Annotated in this window: 21 protein-coding genes; 20 read left to right on the top strand and 1 reads right to left on the bottom strand. The window is 64.3% G+C overall.

Annotated features, from left to right (window positions below):
- Nucleotides 1-12: 12 nt before the first annotated feature.
- Nucleotides 13-630: a DNA-3-methyladenine glycosylase gene (locus tag GC121_RS00880; RefSeq protein ID WP_151972219.1), complete on the bottom strand. Its 618-nt coding sequence runs from the start codon at nt 628-630 to the stop codon at nt 13-15.
- 77 nt (nt 631-707) lie between these two features.
- On the opposite strand from GC121_RS00880, the gene GC121_RS00875 reads away from it, so the two are divergent.
- The 20 genes from GC121_RS00875 (at nt 708) to ftsZ (ending at nt 22,677) form a co-directional block, all read left to right on the top strand.
- Complete coding sequence (locus GC121_RS00875; protein ID WP_151972217.1) at nt 708-1,025, top strand: 2Fe-2S iron-sulfur cluster-binding protein; 318 nt, start codon at nt 708-710, stop codon at nt 1,023-1,025.
- Between the two features lie 216 nt (nt 1,026-1,241).
- Nucleotides 1,242-2,255, top strand: coding sequence for a cysteine synthase A (locus tag GC121_RS00870; protein WP_151972215.1), 1,014 nt, complete (start codon nt 1,242-1,244; stop codon nt 2,253-2,255).
- A 19-nt stretch (nt 2,256-2,274) separates the two neighbouring features.
- A complete protein-coding gene (locus GC121_RS00865; RefSeq protein ID WP_234421045.1) occupies nt 2,275-2,664 on the top strand; it encodes a hypothetical protein in 390 nt (129 codons plus the stop codon).
- A gap of 4 nt (nt 2,665-2,668) precedes the next feature.
- A complete protein-coding gene (locus tag GC121_RS00860; protein WP_151972213.1) occupies nt 2,669-3,493 on the top strand; it encodes a DUF4350 domain-containing protein in 825 nt (274 codons plus the stop codon).
- 197 nt (nt 3,494-3,690) lie between these two features.
- On the top strand, nt 3,691-4,197 hold the full coding sequence (locus tag GC121_RS00855; protein WP_151972211.1) for a division/cell wall cluster transcriptional repressor MraZ: 507 nt from the start codon (nt 3,691-3,693) through the stop codon (nt 4,195-4,197).
- Nucleotides 4,194-5,144 carry a 16S rRNA (cytosine(1402)-N(4))-methyltransferase RsmH gene (rsmH, locus tag GC121_RS00850; protein WP_151972209.1) on the top strand — a complete coding sequence of 317 codons (951 nt, stop codon included), beginning with the start codon at nt 4,194-4,196 and terminating at the stop codon, nt 5,142-5,144. The genes GC121_RS00855 and rsmH overlap by 4 nt, the downstream gene beginning before the upstream one ends.
- A complete protein-coding gene (locus tag GC121_RS00845; protein ID WP_151972207.1) occupies nt 5,141-5,704 on the top strand; it encodes a hypothetical protein in 564 nt (187 codons plus the stop codon). The genes rsmH and GC121_RS00845 overlap by 4 nt, the downstream gene beginning before the upstream one ends.
- The gene (locus tag GC121_RS00840; RefSeq protein ID WP_370513724.1) at nt 5,701-7,461 is read left to right on the top strand and encodes a peptidoglycan D,D-transpeptidase FtsI family protein; all 1,761 of its coding nucleotides are present in this window, start codon (nt 5,701-5,703) and stop codon (nt 7,459-7,461) included. The genes GC121_RS00845 and GC121_RS00840 overlap by 4 nt, the downstream gene beginning before the upstream one ends.
- A complete protein-coding gene (locus GC121_RS00835) occupies nt 7,461-8,930 on the top strand; it encodes a UDP-N-acetylmuramoyl-L-alanyl-D-glutamate--2,6-diaminopimelate ligase (protein ID WP_151972205.1) in 1,470 nt (489 codons plus the stop codon). Before GC121_RS00840 ends, GC121_RS00835 begins: the two co-directional genes overlap by 1 nt.
- Nucleotides 8,897-10,384, top strand: coding sequence for a UDP-N-acetylmuramoyl-tripeptide--D-alanyl-D-alanine ligase (murF, locus tag GC121_RS00830; RefSeq protein ID WP_199857690.1), 1,488 nt, complete (start codon nt 8,897-8,899; stop codon nt 10,382-10,384). The genes GC121_RS00835 and murF overlap by 34 nt, the downstream gene beginning before the upstream one ends.
- 24 nt (nt 10,385-10,408) lie before the next feature.
- Complete coding sequence (gene mraY, locus GC121_RS00825; RefSeq protein ID WP_151972201.1) at nt 10,409-11,479, top strand: phospho-N-acetylmuramoyl-pentapeptide-transferase; 1,071 nt, start codon at nt 10,409-10,411, stop codon at nt 11,477-11,479.
- A complete protein-coding gene (murD, locus tag GC121_RS00820) occupies nt 11,476-12,855 on the top strand; it encodes a UDP-N-acetylmuramoyl-L-alanine--D-glutamate ligase (protein WP_151972199.1) in 1,380 nt (459 codons plus the stop codon). The genes mraY and murD overlap by 4 nt, the downstream gene beginning before the upstream one ends.
- Nucleotides 12,855-14,084: an FtsW/RodA/SpoVE family cell cycle protein gene (locus GC121_RS00815; protein WP_151972197.1), complete on the top strand. Its 1,230-nt coding sequence runs from the start codon at nt 12,855-12,857 to the stop codon at nt 14,082-14,084. The genes murD and GC121_RS00815 overlap by 1 nt, the downstream gene beginning before the upstream one ends.
- Nucleotides 14,081-15,355: an undecaprenyldiphospho-muramoylpentapeptide beta-N-acetylglucosaminyltransferase gene (gene murG / locus GC121_RS00810; protein WP_151972195.1), complete on the top strand. Its 1,275-nt coding sequence runs from the start codon at nt 14,081-14,083 to the stop codon at nt 15,353-15,355. The genes GC121_RS00815 and murG overlap by 4 nt, the downstream gene beginning before the upstream one ends.
- Complete coding sequence (murC, locus tag GC121_RS00805) at nt 15,352-16,788, top strand: UDP-N-acetylmuramate--L-alanine ligase (protein WP_151972193.1); 1,437 nt, start codon at nt 15,352-15,354, stop codon at nt 16,786-16,788. The genes murG and murC overlap by 4 nt, the downstream gene beginning before the upstream one ends.
- 68 nt (nt 16,789-16,856) lie before the next feature.
- The gene (gene murB, locus GC121_RS00800) at nt 16,857-17,750 is read left to right on the top strand and encodes a UDP-N-acetylmuramate dehydrogenase (protein WP_151975518.1); all 894 of its coding nucleotides are present in this window, start codon (nt 16,857-16,859) and stop codon (nt 17,748-17,750) included.
- The gene (locus tag GC121_RS00795) at nt 17,720-18,706 is read left to right on the top strand and encodes a D-alanine--D-alanine ligase (RefSeq protein WP_151972191.1); all 987 of its coding nucleotides are present in this window, start codon (nt 17,720-17,722) and stop codon (nt 18,704-18,706) included. The genes murB and GC121_RS00795 overlap by 31 nt, the downstream gene beginning before the upstream one ends.
- A complete protein-coding gene (locus GC121_RS00790) occupies nt 18,706-19,620 on the top strand; it encodes a cell division protein FtsQ/DivIB (RefSeq protein WP_151972189.1) in 915 nt (304 codons plus the stop codon). Before GC121_RS00795 ends, GC121_RS00790 begins: the two co-directional genes overlap by 1 nt.
- Complete coding sequence (gene ftsA / locus GC121_RS00785) at nt 19,617-20,912, top strand: cell division protein FtsA (protein ID WP_151972187.1); 1,296 nt, start codon at nt 19,617-19,619, stop codon at nt 20,910-20,912. Before GC121_RS00790 ends, ftsA begins: the two co-directional genes overlap by 4 nt.
- A 124-nt stretch (nt 20,913-21,036) precedes the next feature.
- Nucleotides 21,037-22,677: a cell division protein FtsZ gene (gene ftsZ, locus GC121_RS00780; protein ID WP_151972185.1), complete on the top strand. Its 1,641-nt coding sequence runs from the start codon at nt 21,037-21,039 to the stop codon at nt 22,675-22,677.
- The last annotated feature ends 53 nt before the right edge of the window (nt 22,678-22,730 follow it).

Raw genomic sequence — 22,730 nt, 5'->3', positions numbered from 1 at the left:
GATGTTAAGACCCTAAAGCGCCGGATTGTTGTAGCAGTGCCACGTGAAGATCGCGGTCGCGCCGCGATGGGGGCGCCAGGGTTCGGCGAGCGCGCGGGTGGCCTTTTCGTCGGGGCGTTCTTCCAGCCCGAGGATTTTGCCCAAGCCCGCCATCACCGCCAGATCGCCCGCGGGCCAGATGTCGGGGCGGCCCTCGGCGAAGAGCAGATAAATCTCGGCTGACCAGCGGCCTATGCCCTTGATCTTGGTCAGCTCGGCAATTGCTTCCTCGTCATCTGCGGGAAGGTTGTCGAAATCCACTTCGCCCGCGCTCACCAGCTCGCACAGGCTGCGGGCATAGCCCTGCTTTTGCCGCGACAAGCCGCAGGCGCGCAAAGTATCGAAATCGCGTTCCAGCAGGCAGGCGGGGGTAAAGTCTTCGCCCAGTTCCGCCTCCAGTTTGTTCCACATCGAGGATGCCGCTGCGACGCTCACCTGTTGACCGACAATTGTGCGCAGCAGCGTCATATAGCCACGCGGGCGGATGCGCGGTTCGGGATAGCCTGCCTTCTCCAGCGCAGCGGCAAACGCCGGTTCGCGGCCCGACACTTCATCAAGCGCGTGCTTGATCTGCGCAGCTGTAAGCCCCATCCCAACGTCCATCCTTGCCAATGCGGGCGCGATTGCCTAGCTCCCGCCTCGCTTTAGTTGAGAGGAATTGCAAGCCCATGCCTAAACTCACCGTCGTCAATCGCGCAGGCGAGGAATCCACCATCGAGGTTGAAAGCGGCCTGACTGTGATGGAAGCGATCCGCGACAATGGTTTTGACGAGCTGCTGGCGCTGTGCGGCGGCTGCTGTTCGTGCGCGACGTGCCACGTCCATGTCGACCCGGCCTTCGCCGAAAAGCTGCCGCCGATGGGCGAGGACGAGGACGATCTACTCGACAGCAGCGACCACCGCGCGCCGACCTCGCGCCTGTCGTGCCAGATACCGTTCACCGATGATTTGAGCGGGTTGAAAGTGACGATTGCCGAGGAAGATTGAGGATCTTGCCCTCTCCCCTTGCGGGAGAGGGTTGGGAGAGGGGTTGCGAGCGAATGCTCGCACGCGGCGCCCTCTGAACTGCGACTAGGCAGCAAGCTGCCAAGTCTTCGTATCTCTCCCGAAATGGGAGAGATTTTTTGTTCCGAAACCAACCTTGGCAAACCGCAAGAAACCTATCGCATTGCGCTTCGCAGTCGCTCGCCCTAATTCCCTTCCATGATCAACGCCCCCGTCCGTAGCGACACGCTCGACCTTATCGGCAACACGCCGCTCGTCCTCTTGTCCGGCCCGAGCGAGGCGGCGGGGTGCGAGATTTGGGGGAAGTGCGAGTTCGCCAATCCGGGCGCCAGCGTTAAAGACCGCGCCGCTCTGTGGATCATCCGCGATGCTGAGGCGCGGGGCGAGCTGCAGCCGGGCGGCACGGTCGTCGAAGGCACGGCGGGCAATACCGGCATCGGGATTGCACTGGTGGCCAATGCGTTGGGCTACAAGACCGTGATTGTGATGCCCGACAACCAGTCGCGCGAGAAGATGGACACGTTGCGGGCATTGGGTGCGGAGCTCGTCACCGTTCCTCCGACCAAATTCGCCGACCCCAACCACTTCGTCCATACCAGCCGCCGCATTGCCGAGGATATGGAGAACGCGGTCTGGGCGAACCAGTTCGACAATGTCGCCAACCGCCGCGCGCATATCGAAAGCACTGCGCCCGAAATCTGGGAGCAGCTGGAAGGGCGGGTGGATGGTTTTACCTGCGCGGCGGGTACGGGCGGTACGATCTCGGGCGTGGGCATGGGGCTGAAGGCGATGGACGAGAATGTCCGCATCGCGCTCACCGACCCGCACGGCGCGGCGCTCTATTCCTATTTCGCCACGGGCGAGTTGAAATCGGAAGGCACTTCCGTCGCCGAGGGCATCGGGCAGGGCCGCATCACTGCCAATCTGGAAGACGCGCCGATCGACACGCAATTCCGCATTTCCGACGAGGAAGGGCTCGAATGGGTCGCGCGGCTGCTGCGCGAAGAGGGGCTGTGCCTTGGCCTTTCCAGCGGCATCAATGTTGCGGGCGCGGTGGCGCTGGGGCGGCAATTGGTCGCCGAAGGGCGGCAGGATGCGCGGGTGGCGACAATCCTGTGCGATACTGGCTTCCGCTACCTCTCCACGCTCTACAACGCCGAATGGTTAGCGAGCAAAAACCTGCCCGTATTCGACTGGCTAGGTTCATCTTGATCGTGTAGCTTGCTGTCCCATGGCGTTTGATCCGCGAGAGTATCTGAAACGGCGCAACGCGCATCCAGAGCCTGCGTCCGTGCCCGTTGGTGGCCCGCTGGGCGGTTCGCGTTCCGAACGGATGCAGCGGCTGCAAGTCGGCGGGCTGGGCATTCTCGGCATGGTGTTGCTGATCGGTCTGGCGGATGTGATCGGCAACCGGGTGCAGGAAACCGATGCTTCTGTGGTTCCCGAAGCCGCGCCGACGGTCGAGCCAAGCGGAACGCCCACCGCTGGCGCTGATCCGCTGGTGGAGGCAGGGGTGGCTCCGGCCTTGCCCGCAACGCCTACGCCATCCGGCTCCTCCGCGCCGCAGACCCAGCCGACCGGCGATGTTCCTGATCCGACTTCCAATGCGCAATTGCAGTAAGGCCTTGCTGGCCGCTGCATTGCTGTGCGGGGCGATGCCGGTAATGGCGCAGGAGCGGGAGCAATCGTCGGTTCCGCAGCTTGCGGTGATGGGCACTATCCCGCTCGTCTGGGGCGAGGCTGCCGGTATCGAAGACATTCTATCCGGCGCAGCGGAACCGCATTGGGCGCGTTCGCTGATCGAACAGCGCGCGCAGCTGGCACCGCTTGATTATCTCTCGGCAGACGCCCTCGCGCCGCACACCATGCTGTTGCTGGCGCAGCCGCGCGGGCTGACGGGCGAGGAGAATGTTGCGCTTGATAGCTGGGTGCGCGCAGGCGGGCGCCTGCTGCTGTTTGCCGACCCCATGATGACCGGAGAATCGCGCTTCGGCCTTGGTGACCGGCGGCGACCGCAGGATACGGTGCTGCTCTCGCCAATCCTCAATCATTGGGGACTGCAACTGCGCTTTGACGACAGTCAGGCCGAAGGCGTGCGGCATAGCGGATTTGACGGGACGCAGGTGCCGGTCAATCTCGCCGGAGAATTCGCCGCGACGGGTGACGGCTGCACGCTTGAGCATCACGCCGTGATTGCCCGCTGCACGCTAGGCGAGGGCGAAGTGCTGGCAATAGCCGATTCCGCCATGCTCGATTTCCACGGCCCGATAGAAGGCGCGCCTGAGGCGCTCTTCGCGCTGGCGGCAGCGATTTTTCCCGGATTCGGGGATAGCGCGGGAAATGGGCCCCCGATTCCACACTTTGTGGGCGAGTCTCAGTCAGATACGGACGGTGTATCACCCTCAACCATGGATGAGGTAACCATAACCGGAGGCATTCCGCCTCCGTAAAAACAGTGACTTACGTGACTATCCCACAATTTCCCGTAATTTCCCCTTCCATCCCGCGTTAACCCGCGTTATTCACCCATTTCATCGGACAACAAGCCCGTGCTGCGTCCCGTTTTCGGGGCGGTCTGGTCGCGTCTGCGCGCGGCCCGGAGCGGGGGAGATGTGTCCACGGGGAAGTCAGGACGGGGAATCGGAACGTGTCGCAGCGGCCGACAGGATACAGAGGGCAGGGCTTTTCGCTTCGCGGCGAAAAGGATCGCTTCGTCCTGCCTCCGCTGTTCCGCAAGGTCTTTGCCGAGTTGGGCGATGAAGGCACTTTGTGCATCGGCACCCACCCTGACTACAAAGCCCTGCGCGCCTTTGGCCTTTCGCGCACCGCACTGTTCGAGGATATCCTCGACAAGGAAGAGGACAACGCCGTCCGCCGCGGGCAGGATTACAACCGCGAAGTGCGCTCCACCAAAATGTGGGTCTTTACCGAGGTCCCCTATGACAAGAGCGGTCGCTTCGTGCTGCCGCCCAAGTTCTGCAAAGTGGGCGGGATTGGCGACAATATCTGCTTCCTTGGTGGCGGCAATTTCATCACGCTTTGGGATCTCGACCAGCTTGGCGCGATGGGCAGCGACTGGGAAGACCAGTACGAGCTGTGCCTTGCCGAAGCCGAAGAGGCGCGCGCCAAATCCGCGCGAGGAAAAGGCGCATGATCGCGCCCGCCCCGCATATCCCCGTGCTGCTCGATGAAGTGATCGACGCGCTCGATCCGCAGCCCGGCGATGTCATAATTGATGCAACCTTCGGTGCGGGCGGTTACACCCGCGCCATTCTGGAACGCGGCGCCATCGTGCACGCTTTCGACCGCGATCCCGATGCGATTGCGGCTGGCCGCGAGTGGCCGGAAACCCAAGGCGATACCCCGCGCCTGGTGCTGCATCCGCGCCGCTTTTCCGAAATGGTCGAGGAGATGGCGGAAGCGGGCATTGCGCAGGTGGACGGGATCACGCTCGATATCGGCGTCTCCTCGATGCAGCTCGATCAGGCCGAGCGCGGTTTTGCGTTCAGCAGCAATGGCCCGCTCGACATGACGATGAGCCGCTCGCGCCCCAATGCCGCTGACTTCGTCAACGAAGCTGCCGAAGCCGATATTGCCGATGTGCTCTACAAATATGGCGAGGAGCGCCAGTCGCGCCGCGTCGCCCGCGCGATTGTGGCCGCCCGCCCCCTGACCACGACCGGCGAATTGGCAGAAGTCGTGCGCAAGGCTTTGCGCTACCGCCCCGGCGACAAGAAAGACCCGGCGACCCGCAGCTTCCAGGCCATCCGCATCCATGTGAATGGCGAGCTTGACGAGCTCGACGCCGCGCTCGCCGCCTCCGAAGCGCTGCTGAAGGAAGGCGGGCGGCTTGCTGTCGTCAGCTTCCACAGCCTTGAAGACCGCATGGTCAAGACCTTCCTCCGCGATGCTGCGAACCAGAACCCCCGCAGCTCGCGACACCTGCCCGAAACGCAGTCCGTCCCCTCGGCGCGTTTCGGGCACCTGTCGAAAGCGATCCGGCCCTCCGCTGCCGAGCTGGATCGCAATCCGCGCGCGCGTTCCGCCACTTTGCGCGCCGCCATCCGCACCGCCGCCCCGGCACGGGAGAACGCCGCATGAGCCAGCTTCCTGTCACGCCGCCCAAGCCCGTCCGCCGCATCGGCTGGATTGCCGCGCTGGGCATTTGCTTTGTCCTCTACATCATGCTGCATCTGCGGGTGACCGCCGTGCACGCCGAAGTAGTGCAGGCGGAGCGCGAGATTGTGCAGCTGGAAGAGCACAAGCTGCTGCTGGAAACTGAATTCCTCACCCGCGCCAACCATGTGCAGCTGGCCGCTTGGAACCGCGTGGACTTCGGCTTCCAGGCCCCAGAGGCTGACCAGTTCATTGACAATCCGCGCCAATTGGCGAGCTTCGGCGTGCCGCGCTCGGCCGATGCGCCTGCGCCGATCCGGCTTGCTGGCCTGCGTTCGGGCGAGGATCTGCCTGAATTTCCGCAGCTGGTGTCGCCGCTGACCGGCGAGCCGGTTGATCCCGCCGTGCTCCAAGGGGCGGAAGCCCACGAGGACAATGGCAGCGGGCTTGCCGTTACCGTCATCTCCAATCCGCTCGCCGCGCCGGTGAACCGCGCATCGCAGCGCGCTACTGTGATCGCCAGCGCGGGAGCTGCCGGGAATTGAGCGCTTTCGCCGCCCCCCGCACGATCATTGCGACCCAGGCGGGGATGGTGGACTTCCGTCGCCGTTCGCTGCTGCAAGCGCGGCTGCGGCTGCTGCTGGTCATCCTGATCTTCGCGCTGCTCGGGCTGGCGGCGCTGGTGCGGCTGACCTTTATTGGCGCGGTCGAGCGCGGGCCAGCGCAGCACAGTCTGGCCGATGCGCTGCTGCCGCCGCGCGGCGAGATTACCGACCGCAACGGCGTGCCGCTGGCGCGCGCGTTCCCCGCCTATGCGCTGTGGTATAACCCGAATGCGATGAGCGAGGGCGGCGACGGCGGCCCGCCGCTGGTGCGTTCACCTGAAGCGGTGGCGCGGGAACTCGCGGCGATTTTCCCCGATCTCGACGTGGTCGATACCGCGCGCATCCTCGCCGAAGGGCGGCCCGCCTATATCCGCCGCCGCATCCTGCCCGAGGACGCAAACCGCGTAATGCAGATCGGCGAGCTTGCGCTCGAACTGCCGCAAGAGGAAGACCGCCACTATCCGCAAGGCTCCATGGCGGCGCACGTGCTCGGCTATGTCGGTTCGGACGGGAATGGCCGTGTCGGGATGGAACAAGTCCTCAACGACCGGCTGCTCGATCCCGCGACACGCGGTGAACCGGTGGCGCTCAGCATCGATATGCGGGTGCAGGGCGCGCTGGAAGAAGAACTGCGCAGCGGGATGCTGTCGGTCAACGCCACCGGCGCGGCGGGGATTGTGCTCGATGTCGACACCGGCGAAGTGCTCGCGCTCGCTTCGCTGCCCGAATTCGATCCCAATGCCGTGACGGCTGACGATGTGCGGGTGACAGACGAACAACACGCGCGCGGCATCACTGCGCCCGCGTTCAACCGCGTGACCAATCAGGTCTATGAATTGGGCTCTACCTTCAAGCCGCTCACCGTGGCTGCCGCGATCGATAGCGGCGCGGTGGTTGATATGCGGCGGCGCTTTGGCGCGACGCCCTACGAAGTGCAGGGCCACATGATCCAGGACAGCCACCCGCTGGGGGCCTCGCTCAACACGCCCGAAATGCTGATGCATTCGAGCAATATCGTCACCGGCCACATCGTTGACGAAATGGGCGCTGCGACCCTGCGGCAATATATGGTGGAGCTGGGCTTTAACGAACGGCCCTATATCGAACTGCCCGCGCGCGGCTTTCCGATCTGGGAAGCGGGCGATTGGCAGCGCATCCGCGCGATCACCGTCGGCTATGGACACGGCATTGCGGTGACGCCGCTGCATCTGGCCAGTGCCTATGCGGCGATGGTGAATGGCGGCATCTGGCGTCCGGCGACGCTCAACCGGATTGCGCCCGGCCAGGCCCCGCGCGGCCGCCGCGTGTTCAAGGAAAGCACCAGCGCGCGAATGAACCAGCTGCTGCGGATGATTACCGCCTATGGCACCGGCCGCAACGCCGATACGCCGGGCTTCCGCGTCGGCGGCAAGACCGGAAGCGCGGAAAAGCCCGGTGTGGGCGGGTATCGCCAGACGACGCTGGTCTCCACCTTCGCTGCCGCCTTCCCGATGGACAATCCGCGCTATGTCATCATCGCCATGCTCGACGAACCGCAGGGCACCGCCGCCAGCAGCTTCCAGCGCACCGCAGCGTGGAATGCCGCGCCGATTGTCGGTCGGCTGGTGCCGCGCATCGGGCCGCAGCTGGGCATCTATCCCGACGAAAGCCGCGATATCGATCTGACTGATCTGCGCCCGCTGGTGGGAGGCAATTGATGCGGCTGGTCGATTGCGCAGCGATTGCCGGAGCGGACGCGGGCGATACCGGCGATGTGCGCATCACTGGATTTGCCATAGACAACCGCAAGATTGCGCCCGGCAATGTGTTCGGCGCGTTTCAGGGCAGCGCGGTGAATGGCGAAGATTTCATTCCCGCCGCCATTGCCAGCGGCGCGGTCGCCGTGGTGGCACGGCCCGAAGCGCGTGTGGCGGGTGCGCTGCATCTTCCCAGCGACAATCCGCGCCGCCTGTTCGCGCAGATTGCCGCGCGGTTCTTCCAACCGACTCCGCACACTGTCGTCGCGGTGACGGGAACCAATGGCAAGACCTCCTGCGTTGAAATGACGCGGCAAATCTGGCGGATGTGCGGGGAGCGGGCGGCGAGCATCGGCACGCTGGGCGTCACCACGCCCGAAGAAAGCGTCTCCACCGGCCTCACCACGCCCGACATCGTCACATTCCTTGCGAACATGACCGGCTTGGCGCGCGAAGGGGTGAGCCATGTTGCCTATGAGGCATCGAGCCACGGCCTCAGCCAGTTCCGCAATGAAGGCCTGTCGGTAAAAGCGGGCGGCTTCACCAATCTCAGCCGCGACCATCTCGATTACCACACCGATATGGAAGACTATTTCGCGGCCAAGATGCGGCTGTTCACCGAAGTGGTCGACGATGATGGCACGGCGGTGATCTGGGCGGATGACGAATGGTCTGCGCGGGCCATCGCTGTCGCCAAGGCGCGCGGTCTGAAGGTGTTCACGGTGGGCGAGCAGGGCGCGGATATCCGTCTTGTCGCGCGCACGGCCACCCCATTGGGGCAGGAACTGACGGTGGAGCATGAGGGGCAGGAGCGGCGCTTCCGCCTGCCGCTGATCGGTGCCTATCAAGTGGCGAACGCGCTCACTTCGGCGGGCTTGGCGCTCGCAACCGGATCGAACCCCTCGCAGGTGTTCGATGCGGTGGCGCGGCTGCAACCCGTGCGCGGGCGGCTGGAGCGCGCGGTGATTACCGCCAGCGGCGCGCCGGTCTATATCGACTACGCCCACACGCCCGATGCGCTTACCGCCGCGATTGCCGCCTTGCGGCCGCACGTGGCGGGCAGGCTTATCACCGTTTTTGGCGCGGGCGGGGATCGCGACACCGGCAAGCGCGCGCCTATGGGCGAAGCGGCCATGGCAGCGAGCGATGTGGTTATAGTGACCGACGACAATCCGCGCGGCGAAGACCCCGCAGCCATTCGCGCCGCCGTACTCGCAGGCGCACCCGGCGCGCAGGAAGTCGGCGGGCGGCGCGATGCCATCCGCGCTGCTATCGCGCAGGCGGGCAAGGACGATATCGTGCTGGTCGCGGGCAAGGGCCACGAGCAGGGACAGATTGTGGGTGCAGGAGAAACTATGCGGGTGTTGCCGTTTGACGATGTGACCGTGGCCCGCGAATGCGCGGCGGAACTGGCGGGAGGCGCACAGTGAACGCACTCGCGCACACGCTGCGCTGGCCGCGCGCTGCATCCGATGACACCCGCTTGGCGCTGTGGACGGCGGACGAGATCGCTGCGGCTACCGGCGGCACCGCATCGGGCGCGTTCCAGGTCAGCGGTGTGGAAATGGACAGCCGCGATGTGCAGGCGGGCGATCTGTTTGTCGCGCTGAAGGGCGAGGCGATGGACGGCCATCGCTTCCTCGACGCCGCTTTCCGCAACGGCGCGGCAGCCGCGATTGTCGACCGTCCGGTCGATTACCCGCACGTGCTTGTAGCGGACACCGGCAAGGCGCTCCACGCGCTTGCCGCGGCCGCGCGGGCCCGCGTGACCGCGCGGATTGTCGGCGTGACCGGCTCGGTCGGCAAGACGGGTGTGAAAGAGGCTATCTTCACCGCGTTGGAACGCACCAGCAGAGGCGCGACGCATCGCTCTGTGCGCAGCTACAACAACCATGTCGGCGTGCCTTTGAGCCTGTCGCGGATGCCGCCGCGCAGCCGCTATGGCGTGTTCGAAATGGGCATGAACCACGCGAACGAAATTCGCGGGCTGACGACCCAAGTGAAGCCTCATGTGGCGGTCATCACCACGATCGCGCCCGCGCACATCGAGAACCTCGGCAGCATGGAAGCCATCGCCGATGCCAAGGCGGAGATTTTCGACGGGCTGCAAAAGGGCGGAACTGCTGTGATCCCCGCCGATAGCGAGCATTTCGAACAATTGCGCGACGCCGCTCTGGCCCACGGCGCAAGAGTCCTTTCCTTCGGGCGCAAGCCCCATGCCGACATGCGGCTGCTGGATGCCATCCCGCAGGCCAATGGCGGCGCGCTGGTCACCGCGAGCATGGGCACAATCGGCTTGTGCTACACCGTCTCCGAACCCGGCGAGCACTGGATCGACAATTCGCTCTGCGTTATGGCGGCTGTGCACGCGGCGGGCGGCGATCTGGGCGCGGCGGGCCTTGCGCTGGCCGAGATGGGCGGCCTGAAAGGGCGCGGCGCGCGCTTCCGTGTGGCGGCACCCGGCGGCCATGCACTGCTGATCGACGAAAGCTACAACGCCAACCCCGCCTCGATGCGCGCGACCCTGCAACAGCTCGGCCAGACACCCGCCAGCCGCCGCATCGCGGTGCTCGGCAGCATGAAAGAACTGGGCGATTTCGCTCCCGCCTTCCATGCGCAATTGCTGGAGCCGGTGACCGCCGCGAAGGTCGATTACGCCGTGCTGGTGGGCGAGGAAATGACCGCACTCGCCCGTGAGATGGGGAAAGCGCACACCGAATCGCTTGGCAACGCTCCCCAGTTTGCGCATTGCGCCAATGCGGGTGAAGCCATCGCAGCGTTGCAGGAATACGGACTGACGGGCGGCGATGCGGTGCTGGTGAAAGGCTCCAATTCGGTGGGGCTTGCCCGTGTGGTGGATCACTTCACCGCAAGGACAAGCTGACAGCAAAGGCCAATGCGCTAACCCATGTTCTATTTCTTCGCCGAAATGCTTGAATTCGAGGGGCTTTTCAACCTCATCCGCTATCAGACGTTCCGCGCCGGCGCGGCGATGATGACGGCGCTGTTGATCGGCCTGATTATCGGCCCGAAATTCATCAATATGTTGCGGGTGCGGCAGGGCAAGGGCCAGCCGATCCGTGCGGATGGCCCCGCCAGCCACCAGGCCAAAGTCGGCACGCCGACCATGGGCGGGCTGATGATCCTGATCGCGCTGACGATTTCCATGCTGCTGTGGATGGACTTGTCGAGCCCGTTTGTCTGGGCTTGCTTGGCGGTGACCATGGGCTTCGGCCTGATCGGCTTTCTCGACGATTACGACAAGGTGACCAAGCGCAGCCACGCCGGGCTTTCGGGCCGCATCCGGCTGCTGGGCGAATTTATCGTGGCCGGCATCGCCAGCTATCTGATTGTCAGCCAGATCAACACCGATCTGTATGTGCCCTTCTTCAGCGATGTGCAGATTCCGCTGGGGCCGTTCTATTACGTGTTCGCCGCCTTCGTGATCGTGGGTGCGGGCAATGCGGTGAACCTGACGGACGGGCTGGACGGCCTCGCCACCATGCCGGTGGTGATCGCGGCCGGGGCCTTCCTCGTGATCTGCTATCTGGTGGGGCGCGTCGATTTTTCCGAATATCTGGGCATTCCGCACGTGCCGGGCGCGGGGGAACTGGCCATTTTGTGTGCCGCGATCATGGGCGCAGGGCTCGCTTTCCTGTGGTATAACGCGCCGCCTGCGGCGGTGTTCATGGGTGACACCGGCTCGCTGGCACTGGGCGGCGCGCTGGGGGCGATTGCCGTGGCGAGCCACCATGAGGTCGTGCTGGGCATTATCGGCGGGTTGTTCGTCCTCGAAGCGGTCAGCGTGATCGTGCAGGTTTTCTGGTTCAAGCGGACGGGCAAGCGCATCTTCCGCATGGCGCCCATCCACCACCATTTCGAACAATTGGGCTGGAGCGAAAGCAAGGTCGTGATCCGCTTCTGGATCATCGCCATCGTCCTCGCGGTGATTGGCCTTGCGACTTTGAAGGTTCGATGATTACCGCGCGCGCCTTTTCCGGCAAGCAATACATGGTGCTCGGGCTGGCGCGCAGCGGCATGGCCGTGGTGGAGAGCCTGCTGGCGAGTGGCGCGCGTGTGACTGCATGGGATCGCCAGCTCGAACCGCGCGAGGCGCTGGCGGGCCGCGCGGAGATTGCCGATCCGCTGGAGATACCGCTGGAAGGGTTTGACGCGATTGTCGTCTCCCCTGGCGTGCCGCTCAACACCCATCCGCTGGTGCCGCGCGCGAAGGCGGCGGGCGTGCCAGTGATCGGCGACATCGAGCTGTTCGCCCAGGCGCGGGCGGAACTGCCCGAACATTTTGTGGTCGGCATTACCGGGACAAACGGCAAATCAACCACCACTGCGCTGGTGCACCACATTCTGAAGTCTGCGGGTGTGTCCACGATCATGGGCGGGAATATCGGCCTGCCGATCATGGCGCAGCAGCCGCTGGAGGCTAACGACGCGGGCTTGCCGGTCTATGTGTTGGAGCTGTCGAGTTACCAGATAGACCTCACCTACTCGCTCAAATGCAAAGTGGCGGCTCTGCTCAACATCACACCCGACCATCTGGATCGTTACGAAAACTTTGCAGCCTATGCCGCCGCCAAGGCGCGGCTGATGTGGATGCTGGATGATTTCGGCGTCGCGCTGCTGCCGGAATCTGCGGCGCACTTGCCAGCCATCGCTGCGCTCAGGGGAGCAAATGCTCCGTTCGAATGGCTTGGCCCCGACTTTGATGACGCCGGGCAAGCGGATTGGCCGACGCTGCAAGGCCCGCACAATCTGGAGAACGCGGCATTTGCTGCGCGGATTTGCGGGGAACTGTTCCTCTCCAATGGGCAGATCGCCGACGGCCTGCGCAGCTATCCCGGCCTCCCGCACCGGATGGAGCGCGTGACCACCCGCGACGGTGTGCTCTATGTCAACGACAGCAAGGCCACCAACCCCGCTTCCACCGCGCCCGCGCTCGCCGCGTTCCCCCCGGAAGAGGGCCGCAAGCGCATCCACTGGATTTGCGGCGGGCTGGCGAAGGAAGACAATCTGAACGATTGCGCGCCGCATTTCGGCAATGTCGCGCGCGCTTACACGATTGGTGAGGCGGGGGCGCTGTTCACTCGTCTGCTCGAACCGCATATGCCGGTGGAGCCGTGCGAATTGCTGGCGCAAGCGGTCAATAAAGCGCGGCAGAACGCGGTGCCCGGCGATGTCGTGATGCTGAGCCCGGCCTGCGCCAGTTTCGACCAGTTCCGCGATTATGAAATTCGCGGGGACACCTTCAAGGAACTGGTCGCGCAATTGTGCTGTGACGGGGACAGGGAAGCGTGCGGGCTGGACGAGCCGGCGGGCGAAGCGGGGAGCATGGGCTGATGAGCGGCGGCGAAATCTACATTCCGCGTCCCGGTGAAAAACTGGCCCTGCCGCGCGGTGCGGGCAAGAATTTCGATTGGCAGCACGAATTGCGCGTCTGGTGGCGCGAAGTTGACCGTGTGCTGCTGGCGCTGGTGATCGCACTGATGCTGATCGGCACGCTGGCGGTCGCAGCGGCGTCTCCGGCGAGCGCAGCACGCCTGTCCACGCCCGAGACAACACTCCCCGATCTGTATTTCTTCCAGTCGCATATCGTCCTGCAATTCATGGGGCTGGGCGTCATGATTGGCACCTCGCTCATGCCGATGCAGCTGCTGCGCCGCGGATCCATCGTGCTCGCCGCTGTTATGCTGTTCCTGATGTGTCTGGTGCCGCTGATCGGCCATGAAGTGAACGGGGCCAAACGCTGGCTCAATATCGGGATGTCGCTCCAGCCGAGCGAGTTTCTGAAACCCGCCTTCGCCATCAGCATGGCGTGGATTCTTTCATGGAAAGTGCGCGACCCGAAGATTCCGGTGATCGGCGCATCGGGCGCTTATGTGGCGATGATCGGCGCGCTGTTGATGCTCCAGCCCAATCTGGGCGATGCGATCCTGTTTATCGGCGCGTGGTTCGTGATGGTGATGCTGGCGGGGTTGCCGCTCCAGCGCATCGGCATGCTGGTGGGCGGCGGTGTGGCGCTGCTGGCGGCGGCCTATATGTTCTACGACAATGCCCGCAACCGCATCGACGCGTTTCTGGGCGGACCGACCGCTTACGATCATGTCGATCTTGCCAGCCGCACGTTGCAGGCGGGGGGCTGGTTCGGCAGCGGGTTCTGGCTCGGCGAGCAGAAAATGCGCCTGCCCGAAGCGCATACCGACTACATTTTCAGCGTGATCGGCGAGGAATTCGGACTGGTTGTGTGCGGGCTGATCGTGGTGCTCTATCTCGCCATCGTGCTGCGCGTGCTGGTGCGTATGGTGGAGGAAGACCGGCTGTTCATCATCCTCGCGGCGAGCGGGTTGACGGCGCTGTTCGGCGGGCAGGCTTTCATCAATATGCTGGTCAATCTCCAGCTCTTCCCCTCCAAGGGGATGACCTTGCCGCTGATCAGCTATGGCGGGTCGTCCACGCTGGCGATCTGTTTCACCGTGGGACTGTTGCTGGCGGTGACTAGGCGGAACCCCTATCTCCAACGAGAGCCTTTCGATCTGAAAGCATCGTTTGAGAGTGAGGACGCAAAATGACCGGATCATCGCGCCATTTCGTATTGGCCGCAGGGGGCACGGGCGGGCATCTGACGCCCGCTTTCGCTTTGGCGCATGAGCTGGAGCGGCGCGGGCACCATGTCGCGCTGATCACCGATGATCGCGGCGCGGCCATTCCCGGCAAGCCCGATTTCCTCACCGCGCACGTTTTGCCCGCAGGCCGCTTCGGCAAGAACCCGCTACGCTGGCCGTCGGGTATCAAGGCGGTACTCAAGGGCCGGAGCATGGCCAAGCGCCTGTTCGAGACATTTGAGCCGAGCGCGGTGATCGGCTTTGGCGGCTATCCCGCTCTGCCCGCGCTGTTCGGCGCGCAGTCGATGAAAATCCCCACCGTCATTCACGAACAGAACGCGGTGTTGGGCCGCGTCAACCGGCTGATGGCGGGGCGGGTGGATGCGATCGCCACCGCCTATCCCGAAGTCAGCCGTTTGGATGCCAAGCATTCGCGCAAGACGCATCTGGTGGGCAATCCGGTGCGCCCGAACGTGCTGGCTTTGCGCGAAGAGCCGTTTCCGCCCTTCACCGAAGACGGGCTGTTCCGCGTGCTGGTGACCGGTGGCAGCCAGGGCGCGCGGGTGCTATCGCAGATTGTGCCGCTGGGCCTTTCGATGCTCCCCACCGCTTTGCGCAGCCGTTTGCAGGTAACGCAGCAATGCCGCCCCGAAGATCTGGAAGGCGTGCGCGCAACCTATGCGCAATATGACATTCCGGCAGAGCTGGGCACCTATTTCGAGGATATGGCCGCGCGGCTGGCTGATGCGCATCTGTTTATCGGGCGCGCGGGTGCTTCGACCATTGCCGAACTGACCGCTGTGGGTCGCCCCGCAATCCTGATCCCGCTGCCCATTGCGACCGACGATCACCAGACCGCCAATGCGCGCGAAATGGTGAAGGCGGGCGGCGCGCGGGCGATCAAGCAGCCGATGAGCACGGTGGCCGATCTCGATCTGGCGGATGGTTCGACGAAGGCTAATGCCGAACGATTGAAGCAATCGGACACGCTGGAAAAAATGGCGCGCGATGTTAGCCGCCAGATTCAAGCTATGGCGCAGCGTCCTGACACGCTTGCCAATGCGGCGCACGCGGCGTGGAATTGCGGCCGTCCCGATGCGGCGAGCGATCTGGCCGATCTGGTCGAGAGCTTTGGCGGTGCGGATATGATGGACGTCATCCGCGTGGGCGAGGGCGCGCAGCGCGCCAAGGCGCAGGAAGCAGCCGTCAACGGCTCGGCCAAGGAACGCAGCGAATGAAGGCCATCGGCACCGATATCGGGACGATCCATTTCGTCGGTATCGGCGGGATCGGTATGTCCGGCATTGCCGAAGTGATGCACAATCTCGGCTATACGGTGCAGGGCAGCGATATGGCCGAGAGCGCCCGCGTGCTCGCTTTGCGCGAAGCGGGGATGCAGGTGTTTATCGGGCATGATGCGGCGAACTTGGGCAATGCGGTGGTGGTGGTGACCTCCACGGCGGTCAAACGCACCAATCCCGAAGTCGCCGCCGCGCTGGAAAACCGCATTCCCGTGGTACGCCGCGCCGAAATGCTCGCCGAGCTGATGCGGCTGAAGCGCACCGTTGCGGTGGCCGGGACGCATGGGAAGACGACGACGACCAGCATGGTCGCGGCGCTGCTCGATGCAGGCGGGGTTGATCCCACGGTTATCAATGGCGGGATTATCGAAAGCTACGGTTCCAACGCGCGGTTGGGCGCGTCGGACTGGATGGTGGTGGAAGCGGATGAAAGCGATGGCAGCTTCCTGCGGCTCGACGGCACCATCGCTGTTGTCACCAATATCGATCCCGAACATCTCGATCATTACGGCGATTTCGAAAAGGTGAAGGACGCCTTCGTCCAGTTCATCGAGAACGTTCCGTTCTACGGCGCGGCGGTGCTGTGCCTCGATCATGACGAGGTGCGCAATGTCATCGCCAAAGTGCGCGATAGGCGGGTGATAACCTACGGCTTTTCCACCCATGCCGATCTGCGCGCGGAGAATATCGTGCCCAAGGGCGGCGTCACGCATTTCGATGCGGTTTCGCGCGACCGTGACGGCAGCGAGACGCGGATCGGGAATATCGCGCTCCCCATGCCGGGGCGGCACAATGTGCAGAATGCCTGCGCGGCGATTGCTGTGGCGCTGGAAATGGGCTGCACGCCCGAAGCCATCCGCGACGGCTTCGCCCGGTTCGGCGGGGTGAAGCGACGCTTTACCCGTGTCGGAGAGATTGCCTTTGACGAGGGCGATCCGGCCATCGTGATCGACGATTACGCGCATCATCCGGTGGAAATCCGCGCCGTGCTTTCGGCAGCGAGAGACGCTGCGCAAGGGCGTGTGATCGCGGTCGTGCAACCGCATCGCTACACCCGCCTGCGCGATCATCTCGAAGACTTTCAGGGTGCTTTCAGCGATGCCGATCTCGTCTATGCCGCGCCCGTCTATGCGGCGGGTGAAGACCCGATCGAGGGTATCGATTCCGGCGCGCTGCTCGCCGGATTGAAAGCGCGGGGGCACCGCCATGCGGAAACTGTGGATGGCCCTGCCGATCTGGCGGAAAAACTCAGCGCAGAACTTGCGCCCGGCGATATGGTCGTGTGCCTCGGCGCGGGCGATATCACCAAATGGGCAGCCGGCCTCGCCGCCGATATCGCCGCACGGCGGGCCACGGAGAATGGCGCGTGAGCGGCGGATTGCAATTTGGCGAAGGGCGGCGCGTCAGCGGTGCTCCGGGCGGCGGGGAGGAACCTTCGATGGGCGGCCTTATCCCCACCGATGTGCGCGGCGATCTGAAGAAGGACGCGCCGCTCGCCAAGCTGGTCTGGTTCAAAAGCGGCGGCGCGGCGGACTGGCTGTTCGAACCCGCAGACCTGCAGGATTTGCGAGCGTTTCTGGCGCAGCTTGAACCCGGTACGCCGGTAATGGCGCTGGGGCTCGGCAGCAATCTCATCATCCGCGATGGCGGGGTTCCGGGCGTCGTGATCCGACTGGGCAAGGCGTTCAGCACGGTCGAAGTAAAGCGCGATTGCGTGATCGAATGCGGCGGCGGCGCACCGGGCATTCTGGTATCGAGCACGGCGCGCGATGCGGGGATTTCGGGGCTGGAATTTCTGCGCGGTATCCCCGGCACGGTGGGCGGCTTCGTCCGCATGAATGGCGGTGCCTATGGACGCGAAGTGGCGGACATTCTGGTCGATTGCGATGTGGTGATGCCCAATGGCGCGCTGCTGACCCTGCCGGTGGGCGATCTCGACTATTCCTACCGCCATTCGCGGCTGACCGACGGGGCAATAGTGGTCGCCGCGCGGTTCAAGGGCGAGCCGGGTGATCCCGCAGCCATCGGCGCGGAGATGGATCGCATCGCCGAAGCGCGCGAAACGTCGCAGCCGTTGCGCACCAAAACCGGCGGATCGACCTTCAAGAACCCGCCGGGCAACAGCGCGTGGAAACTGGTGGACGAGGCAGGATGTCGTGGCCTCACCATGGGCGGCGCGCAGGTGAGCGAGAAGCACACCAATTTCCTCATCAACACCGGCAATGCCACCAGCGCCGATATCGAAGGTTTGGGCGAGGAAGTGCGGCGGCGCGTATCGGAGAAAACGGGCGTGAGCCTCGAATGGGAAATCAAGCGGGTGGGCAGGCCGTGAGCATACTTTCGCAAAAATATCACATCCTCGTCCTGATGGGCGGCTGGGCGAACGAGCGGCCAGTCTCGCTGATGTCCGGCGAAGGGGTGGCGGGCGCGCTGGAAAGTGCAGGCCACCGCGTGACGCGGCTCGATATGGGCCGCGATGTTGCCGCACGCATTGCCGAAGCCGCGCCCGATGTCGTGTTCAATGCGCTGCACGGCGTGCCGGGGGAAGACGGCACGGTGCAGGGAATGCTCGATCTGATGGGCGTGCCCTACACGCATTCGGGCCTCGCCACCTCGGTTGTCGCTATCGACAAGGAACTGACCAAGCAGGCGCTCGTCCCGCATGGCGTGCCGATGCCGGGCGGGCGCGTGGTCAAATCGGCAGAGCTTTTCGACGGCGACCCGATTGCGCGGCCTTACGTGCTCAAACCCGTCAATGAAGGCTCCTCGGTCGGCGTGGCGATTGTGACAGACGAGAGCAATTACGGTAATCCGATCAGCCGCGATGCGACGGGGCCGTGGCAGCAATTCGAACAGCTGCTCGCCGAACCCTATATTCGCGGCCGCGAACTGACGACGGCGGTCATTGCGACCGAGGATGGCCTGCGCGCGCTGGGCGTGACCGAGCTGATAATTGACAGCGGCTTCTACGATTTCGAGCACAAATATACCGACGGGCGCACCACCCACGTCTTCCCTGCCGATATCCCGGAGAACATCGCCGCCCTCTGCCGCCATCATGCCGAGCAGGCGCACCGCATTCTCGGATGCCGTGGTGCTAGCCGGACGGACTTCCGCTGGGATGACGAGCAGGGCGAGGCCGGGCTCTTCGTGTTGGAGACGAACACGCAGCCGGGCATGACGCCGCTCAGCCTGGTGCCCGAACAGGCGAAGCATTGCGGCATCGAATATCCCGCTTTGTGCGAAATGATCGTGGCCGACGCGCTCCGGCATTTCGGGACAATCTGATGGCGCGCAAGGTCACCCGCAATACCAAAGGGGTACGGCGGCAGGCCCGCGCGCAGGATACCCGCCAGCGCGCGCGGCGGGCGCGCAGCACCGGCCAGTCGATTATCGGGCGCGGGCTTGCACTGCTGCCTTTTACCGAAGCACAGTTGCAGAAGACTTTCACCCTCTTCATCCTTGCCGCAGCGGCGGCACTGGCGCTGTTTATCGCCAATGTCTCCGGCGCGACCACGGTTGTGTCCGAACGCTTCGCCCATGTCGCTTCCAACGCCGGATACAAAGTGCAGCACATCCAGCCGCGCGGCGTCGAGCGGATGAATGTGCAGACGGTGTATGAGCGCGCGCTTGGCCAGCAGAACCTCGCGATGACCCATGTCGATCTGCAGGGCCTGCGCGAGGAATTGCTGGAACTGCCATGGGTGCGCGATGCGCGCGTGTCGCGGCAATTGCCCGATACGCTGGTGATCGACATTATCGAGCGCGAACCGCACGCCGTATTGGCGCGGCCCGACCGGCTGATGCTGATCGATCCTACGGGCGTGGAGCTGGAACCGATTTCGGGCGAAGCGGCTTCCGAATATCTCCGCATCGAAGGGCCGGGCGCACAAGATAGGGTGGAGGATCTCACCCGCTTGCTCGATGCAGCACCCGCCTTGCAAAGCCAGATTACCGGCGCCGAATGGATTGGTAACCGCCGCTGGAACCTGACCTTCGCCACCGACCAGCGCCTCGCGCTGCCCGAAGGCGAGGATCGCGCTGCCGCCGCGCTTATCAGCTTTGCCCAAGCAGACGGGGTGCACCGGCTGATCGGCGGGCAGGCGGCGAGCTTCGATATGCGCAACGCGCCGCGCATGTATATGTCGATCCCGGGCCGGTCGGAGGCGCAGGAAGTCTCCATGGAGGAGGAAAGCTCATGAGCAGCCAGCAACGCATCACCCGTGTCTTTGGCGCGGTCAATATCGGCTCTTTCCGTATTTCCGCGATGATCGCGGCGCTGATGGAAAATGGCGAGATGCAGGTACTGGGCAGCGGCCACCGCGCCAGCCAGGGCATCAGCCGCGGCTATGTGGTGGATATGGCGGCGGCAACCTATGCCGTGCGTGACGCGCTCGACCGGGCCGAAAAGCTCGCCAATACGCGGGTCGACAGCGTGTGGATCGGCTGTTCGGGCGCGGGCCTTGCCAGCGAAATCCGCCCGATTGAAATCGCCATTGGCGGCAGGCGGATCGAGGAGGAGGATATCGAGGCGCTGCTGGTGGCTGCGCGCGATACCATCCGGCCCGATGGCCGCACTGTGCTCCATGCGCAGCCCGCCTGCTATTTCCTCGACGGCGCGCACGGCGTCGCCAATCCCAAAGGACTGCATGCAGACCGGCTGGGGGTCGATGTCCATGTGATGCAGGCCGATGGCGCGCCGATCCGCAATGTCACCGAAGCAGTGCAGAACGCGCATTTCGATGTTGAAGGCGTGGTCGCCAGTCCGCTGGCCACCGGTTACGCCTGTCTCACCGCAGAGGAACGCGATCTGGGCGTGGCGATGGTCGAGTTTGGCGGCGAAGTGACCAATGTCTCGGTCTATGCCGCCGGAATGCTGGTGGGCTTGCGGGCAATCCCTCGCGGATCGAGCGACATTACCGACGCCATTGCCAGCGCCTTTTCCATCCGCCGCTTCCAGGCCGAGCGGCTCAAATGCGTCAACGGCTCGGCGATTTCGCGGGCGAGCGACACGCGCGAAATGATCGCGGTGACCGCGCCGGGCGAAGAAGGGCGCGGGCCGGTGGCGCGCGGTGCGGATGATCGCAACCAGGTGCCGCGAGCCGAACTGATCGGAATTATATCGGGCGAGCTTGACCAGTTGCTGCGCGAGATCGCCAATGCGCTGGAAGACATGGGCTATATCAGCCGCAACGCCGGATCGGGCGCGCGGCAGATCGTGATTACCGGCGGCGGCGCGGAATTGGCCGACCTTGCCGATTACGCGCAAAGCACGCTGGGCGTGCCGGTGCGGATCGGCCGTCCGGTGGCCTTGCGCGGCCTGCCCGAAGCGCATTCCGCCCCCGGCTTTGCTACGTTGCTCGGCCTTGTGCTTTATGCTGCGGAAGACCCGATCGACATCCGTTCGGTCGGCTCGCGCTTCACGCAGGCCGGCAGTTATGGCCCGCTGGCAACGGTGATGCGTGTGTGGACTGCGATGAAGGAGTATTTCTGATACTTATGCACAGTTGTGGATAGTGTCATAAATGCGTTCACGCAGCGGGAAACTTTATGGCAAAACATACGGTAATCAATTTTTTGTCTTCGCACTTCGCGTGTCTCCCTGAGGGAACTGACCAATGAGCATCAATATCGGCCCGCCTTCGGTGGAGGAACTGCGTCCCCGCATCACGGTTATTGGCGTGGGTGGCGCAGGCGGCAACGCTATCGCCAACATGATCGACGCCGATATTGAAGGGGTCGAGTTCATCGTCGCCAACACCGATGCGCAGGCGCTGAACACGTCCGCGGCGGAACACCGCATCCAACTGGGGCCCGATATTACGCAAGGCCTGGGCGCAGGTTCGCGTCCCGAAGTGGGCCGGGCAGCGGCGGAAGAGACGGTCGAGGAGATCGAGCGCGCGCTGGAAGGCGTGAATATGTGCTTTATCGCCGCCGGTATGGGCGGCGGTACGGGCACGGGCGCGGCTCCGGTGATTGCCAAGATTGCGCGGGACAAAGGCATTCTGACCGTCGGCGTCGTGACCAAGCCGTTCCTGTTCGAAGGCACGCGCCGGATGCGCAGTGCTGAGGCCGGGATCGAAGAACTGCAAAAGAATGTCGATACGCTGATCGTCATTCCCAACCAGAACCTGTTCCTTGTTGCCAAGGCGGAAACGACCTTCAAGGAAGCGTTCCTGTTAGCCGACGAAGTGCTGCAGCAGGGCGTGCGCTCGATTACCGATCTGATGGTGATGCCGGGCCTGATCAATCTCGACTTTGCCGACGTGCGTTCGGTGATGGGCGAAATGGGCAAGGCGATGATGGGCACGGGCGAGGGCGAGGGCGAGAACCGCGCGCTCGAAGCTGCCGAACGCGCCATCGCCAACCCGCTGCTCGACGGTGTGTCGATGCACGGCGCGAAGGGCGTGATCATCTCGATCATCGGCGGCGAAGACATGAAGCTGCTCGAAGTGGACGAGGCCGCGAACCACATCCGCGAAATGGTGGATAGCGAAGCCAACATCATCTGGGGCAGCGCGTTCAATCCCGAACTCGACGGCAAGATCCGCGTCAGCGTGGTGGCGACCGGGATCGAAACGTCGGGCGAACAGATGGCGGAACCCGCCCGTTCGATCGACCTGTCGGCATCGCGCGGGCCTGCCCGCCCATCAATCCCGATCCCCGCAGAGCCGGATATGGTTGAAGACGAGGACGATGCGCTCGATCTGGGCGCAGCGGACTTCGCAGCCGAGGAAGAACCGCTTCCCGAACCCGCTGCGGACGACCATTTCGGTGCCGGGGCCAGCGATGGCTATGGCGCCGGGAGCGATGGCTACGGCGGTGACGCGCTCGACCTTGAGGAGGACGCGGTCGCGTCCGAACCCTATGCGCCTGCACCCGAAGCTGTGCAGCAACCCGCACCAGCAGACCTGATCGATGACGATGAGGGTGAGGACGAGCTTTTGCTCGATGCGTCGCGGCTCGCCGATGCGGACGAGCCGGTGCAACCCGCTGGCGGTCGCCGTGCGCGGATGCTGGGTGCAGCCGCCGCCGCGCAGGACGCAGGCGAAGGCGAGGCATCGGGCGGCCAAGCCGCTACGCCCGTTGCGGGCGGTGGCGGCGGCGCACCGGCATCGACCGGGGGCAGCACCTTGTTCGAACGCATGGCCAATCTCTCGCGCCAGGGCAAAGCCGGCGACGATGAAGATGACGATGATGATGGCGACGGCGGCTCGGTGCGTATTCCGCGCTTCCTCGGAAGGCAGAACAACCAGTAACCTGTCCAAATATTGACACGGGCGGTCACAAAGCGTCTCGCCCGTGTCGGACG

It is taken from the genome of Erythrobacter sp. EC-HK427 (assembly GCF_902498745.1).
Classification (GTDB): Bacteria; Pseudomonadota; Alphaproteobacteria; order Sphingomonadales; family Sphingomonadaceae; genus Alteraurantiacibacter.
The sequence above is the reverse complement of the archived record's forward strand: the minus strand, read 5'-3'. Positions and strand labels throughout refer to the sequence as shown.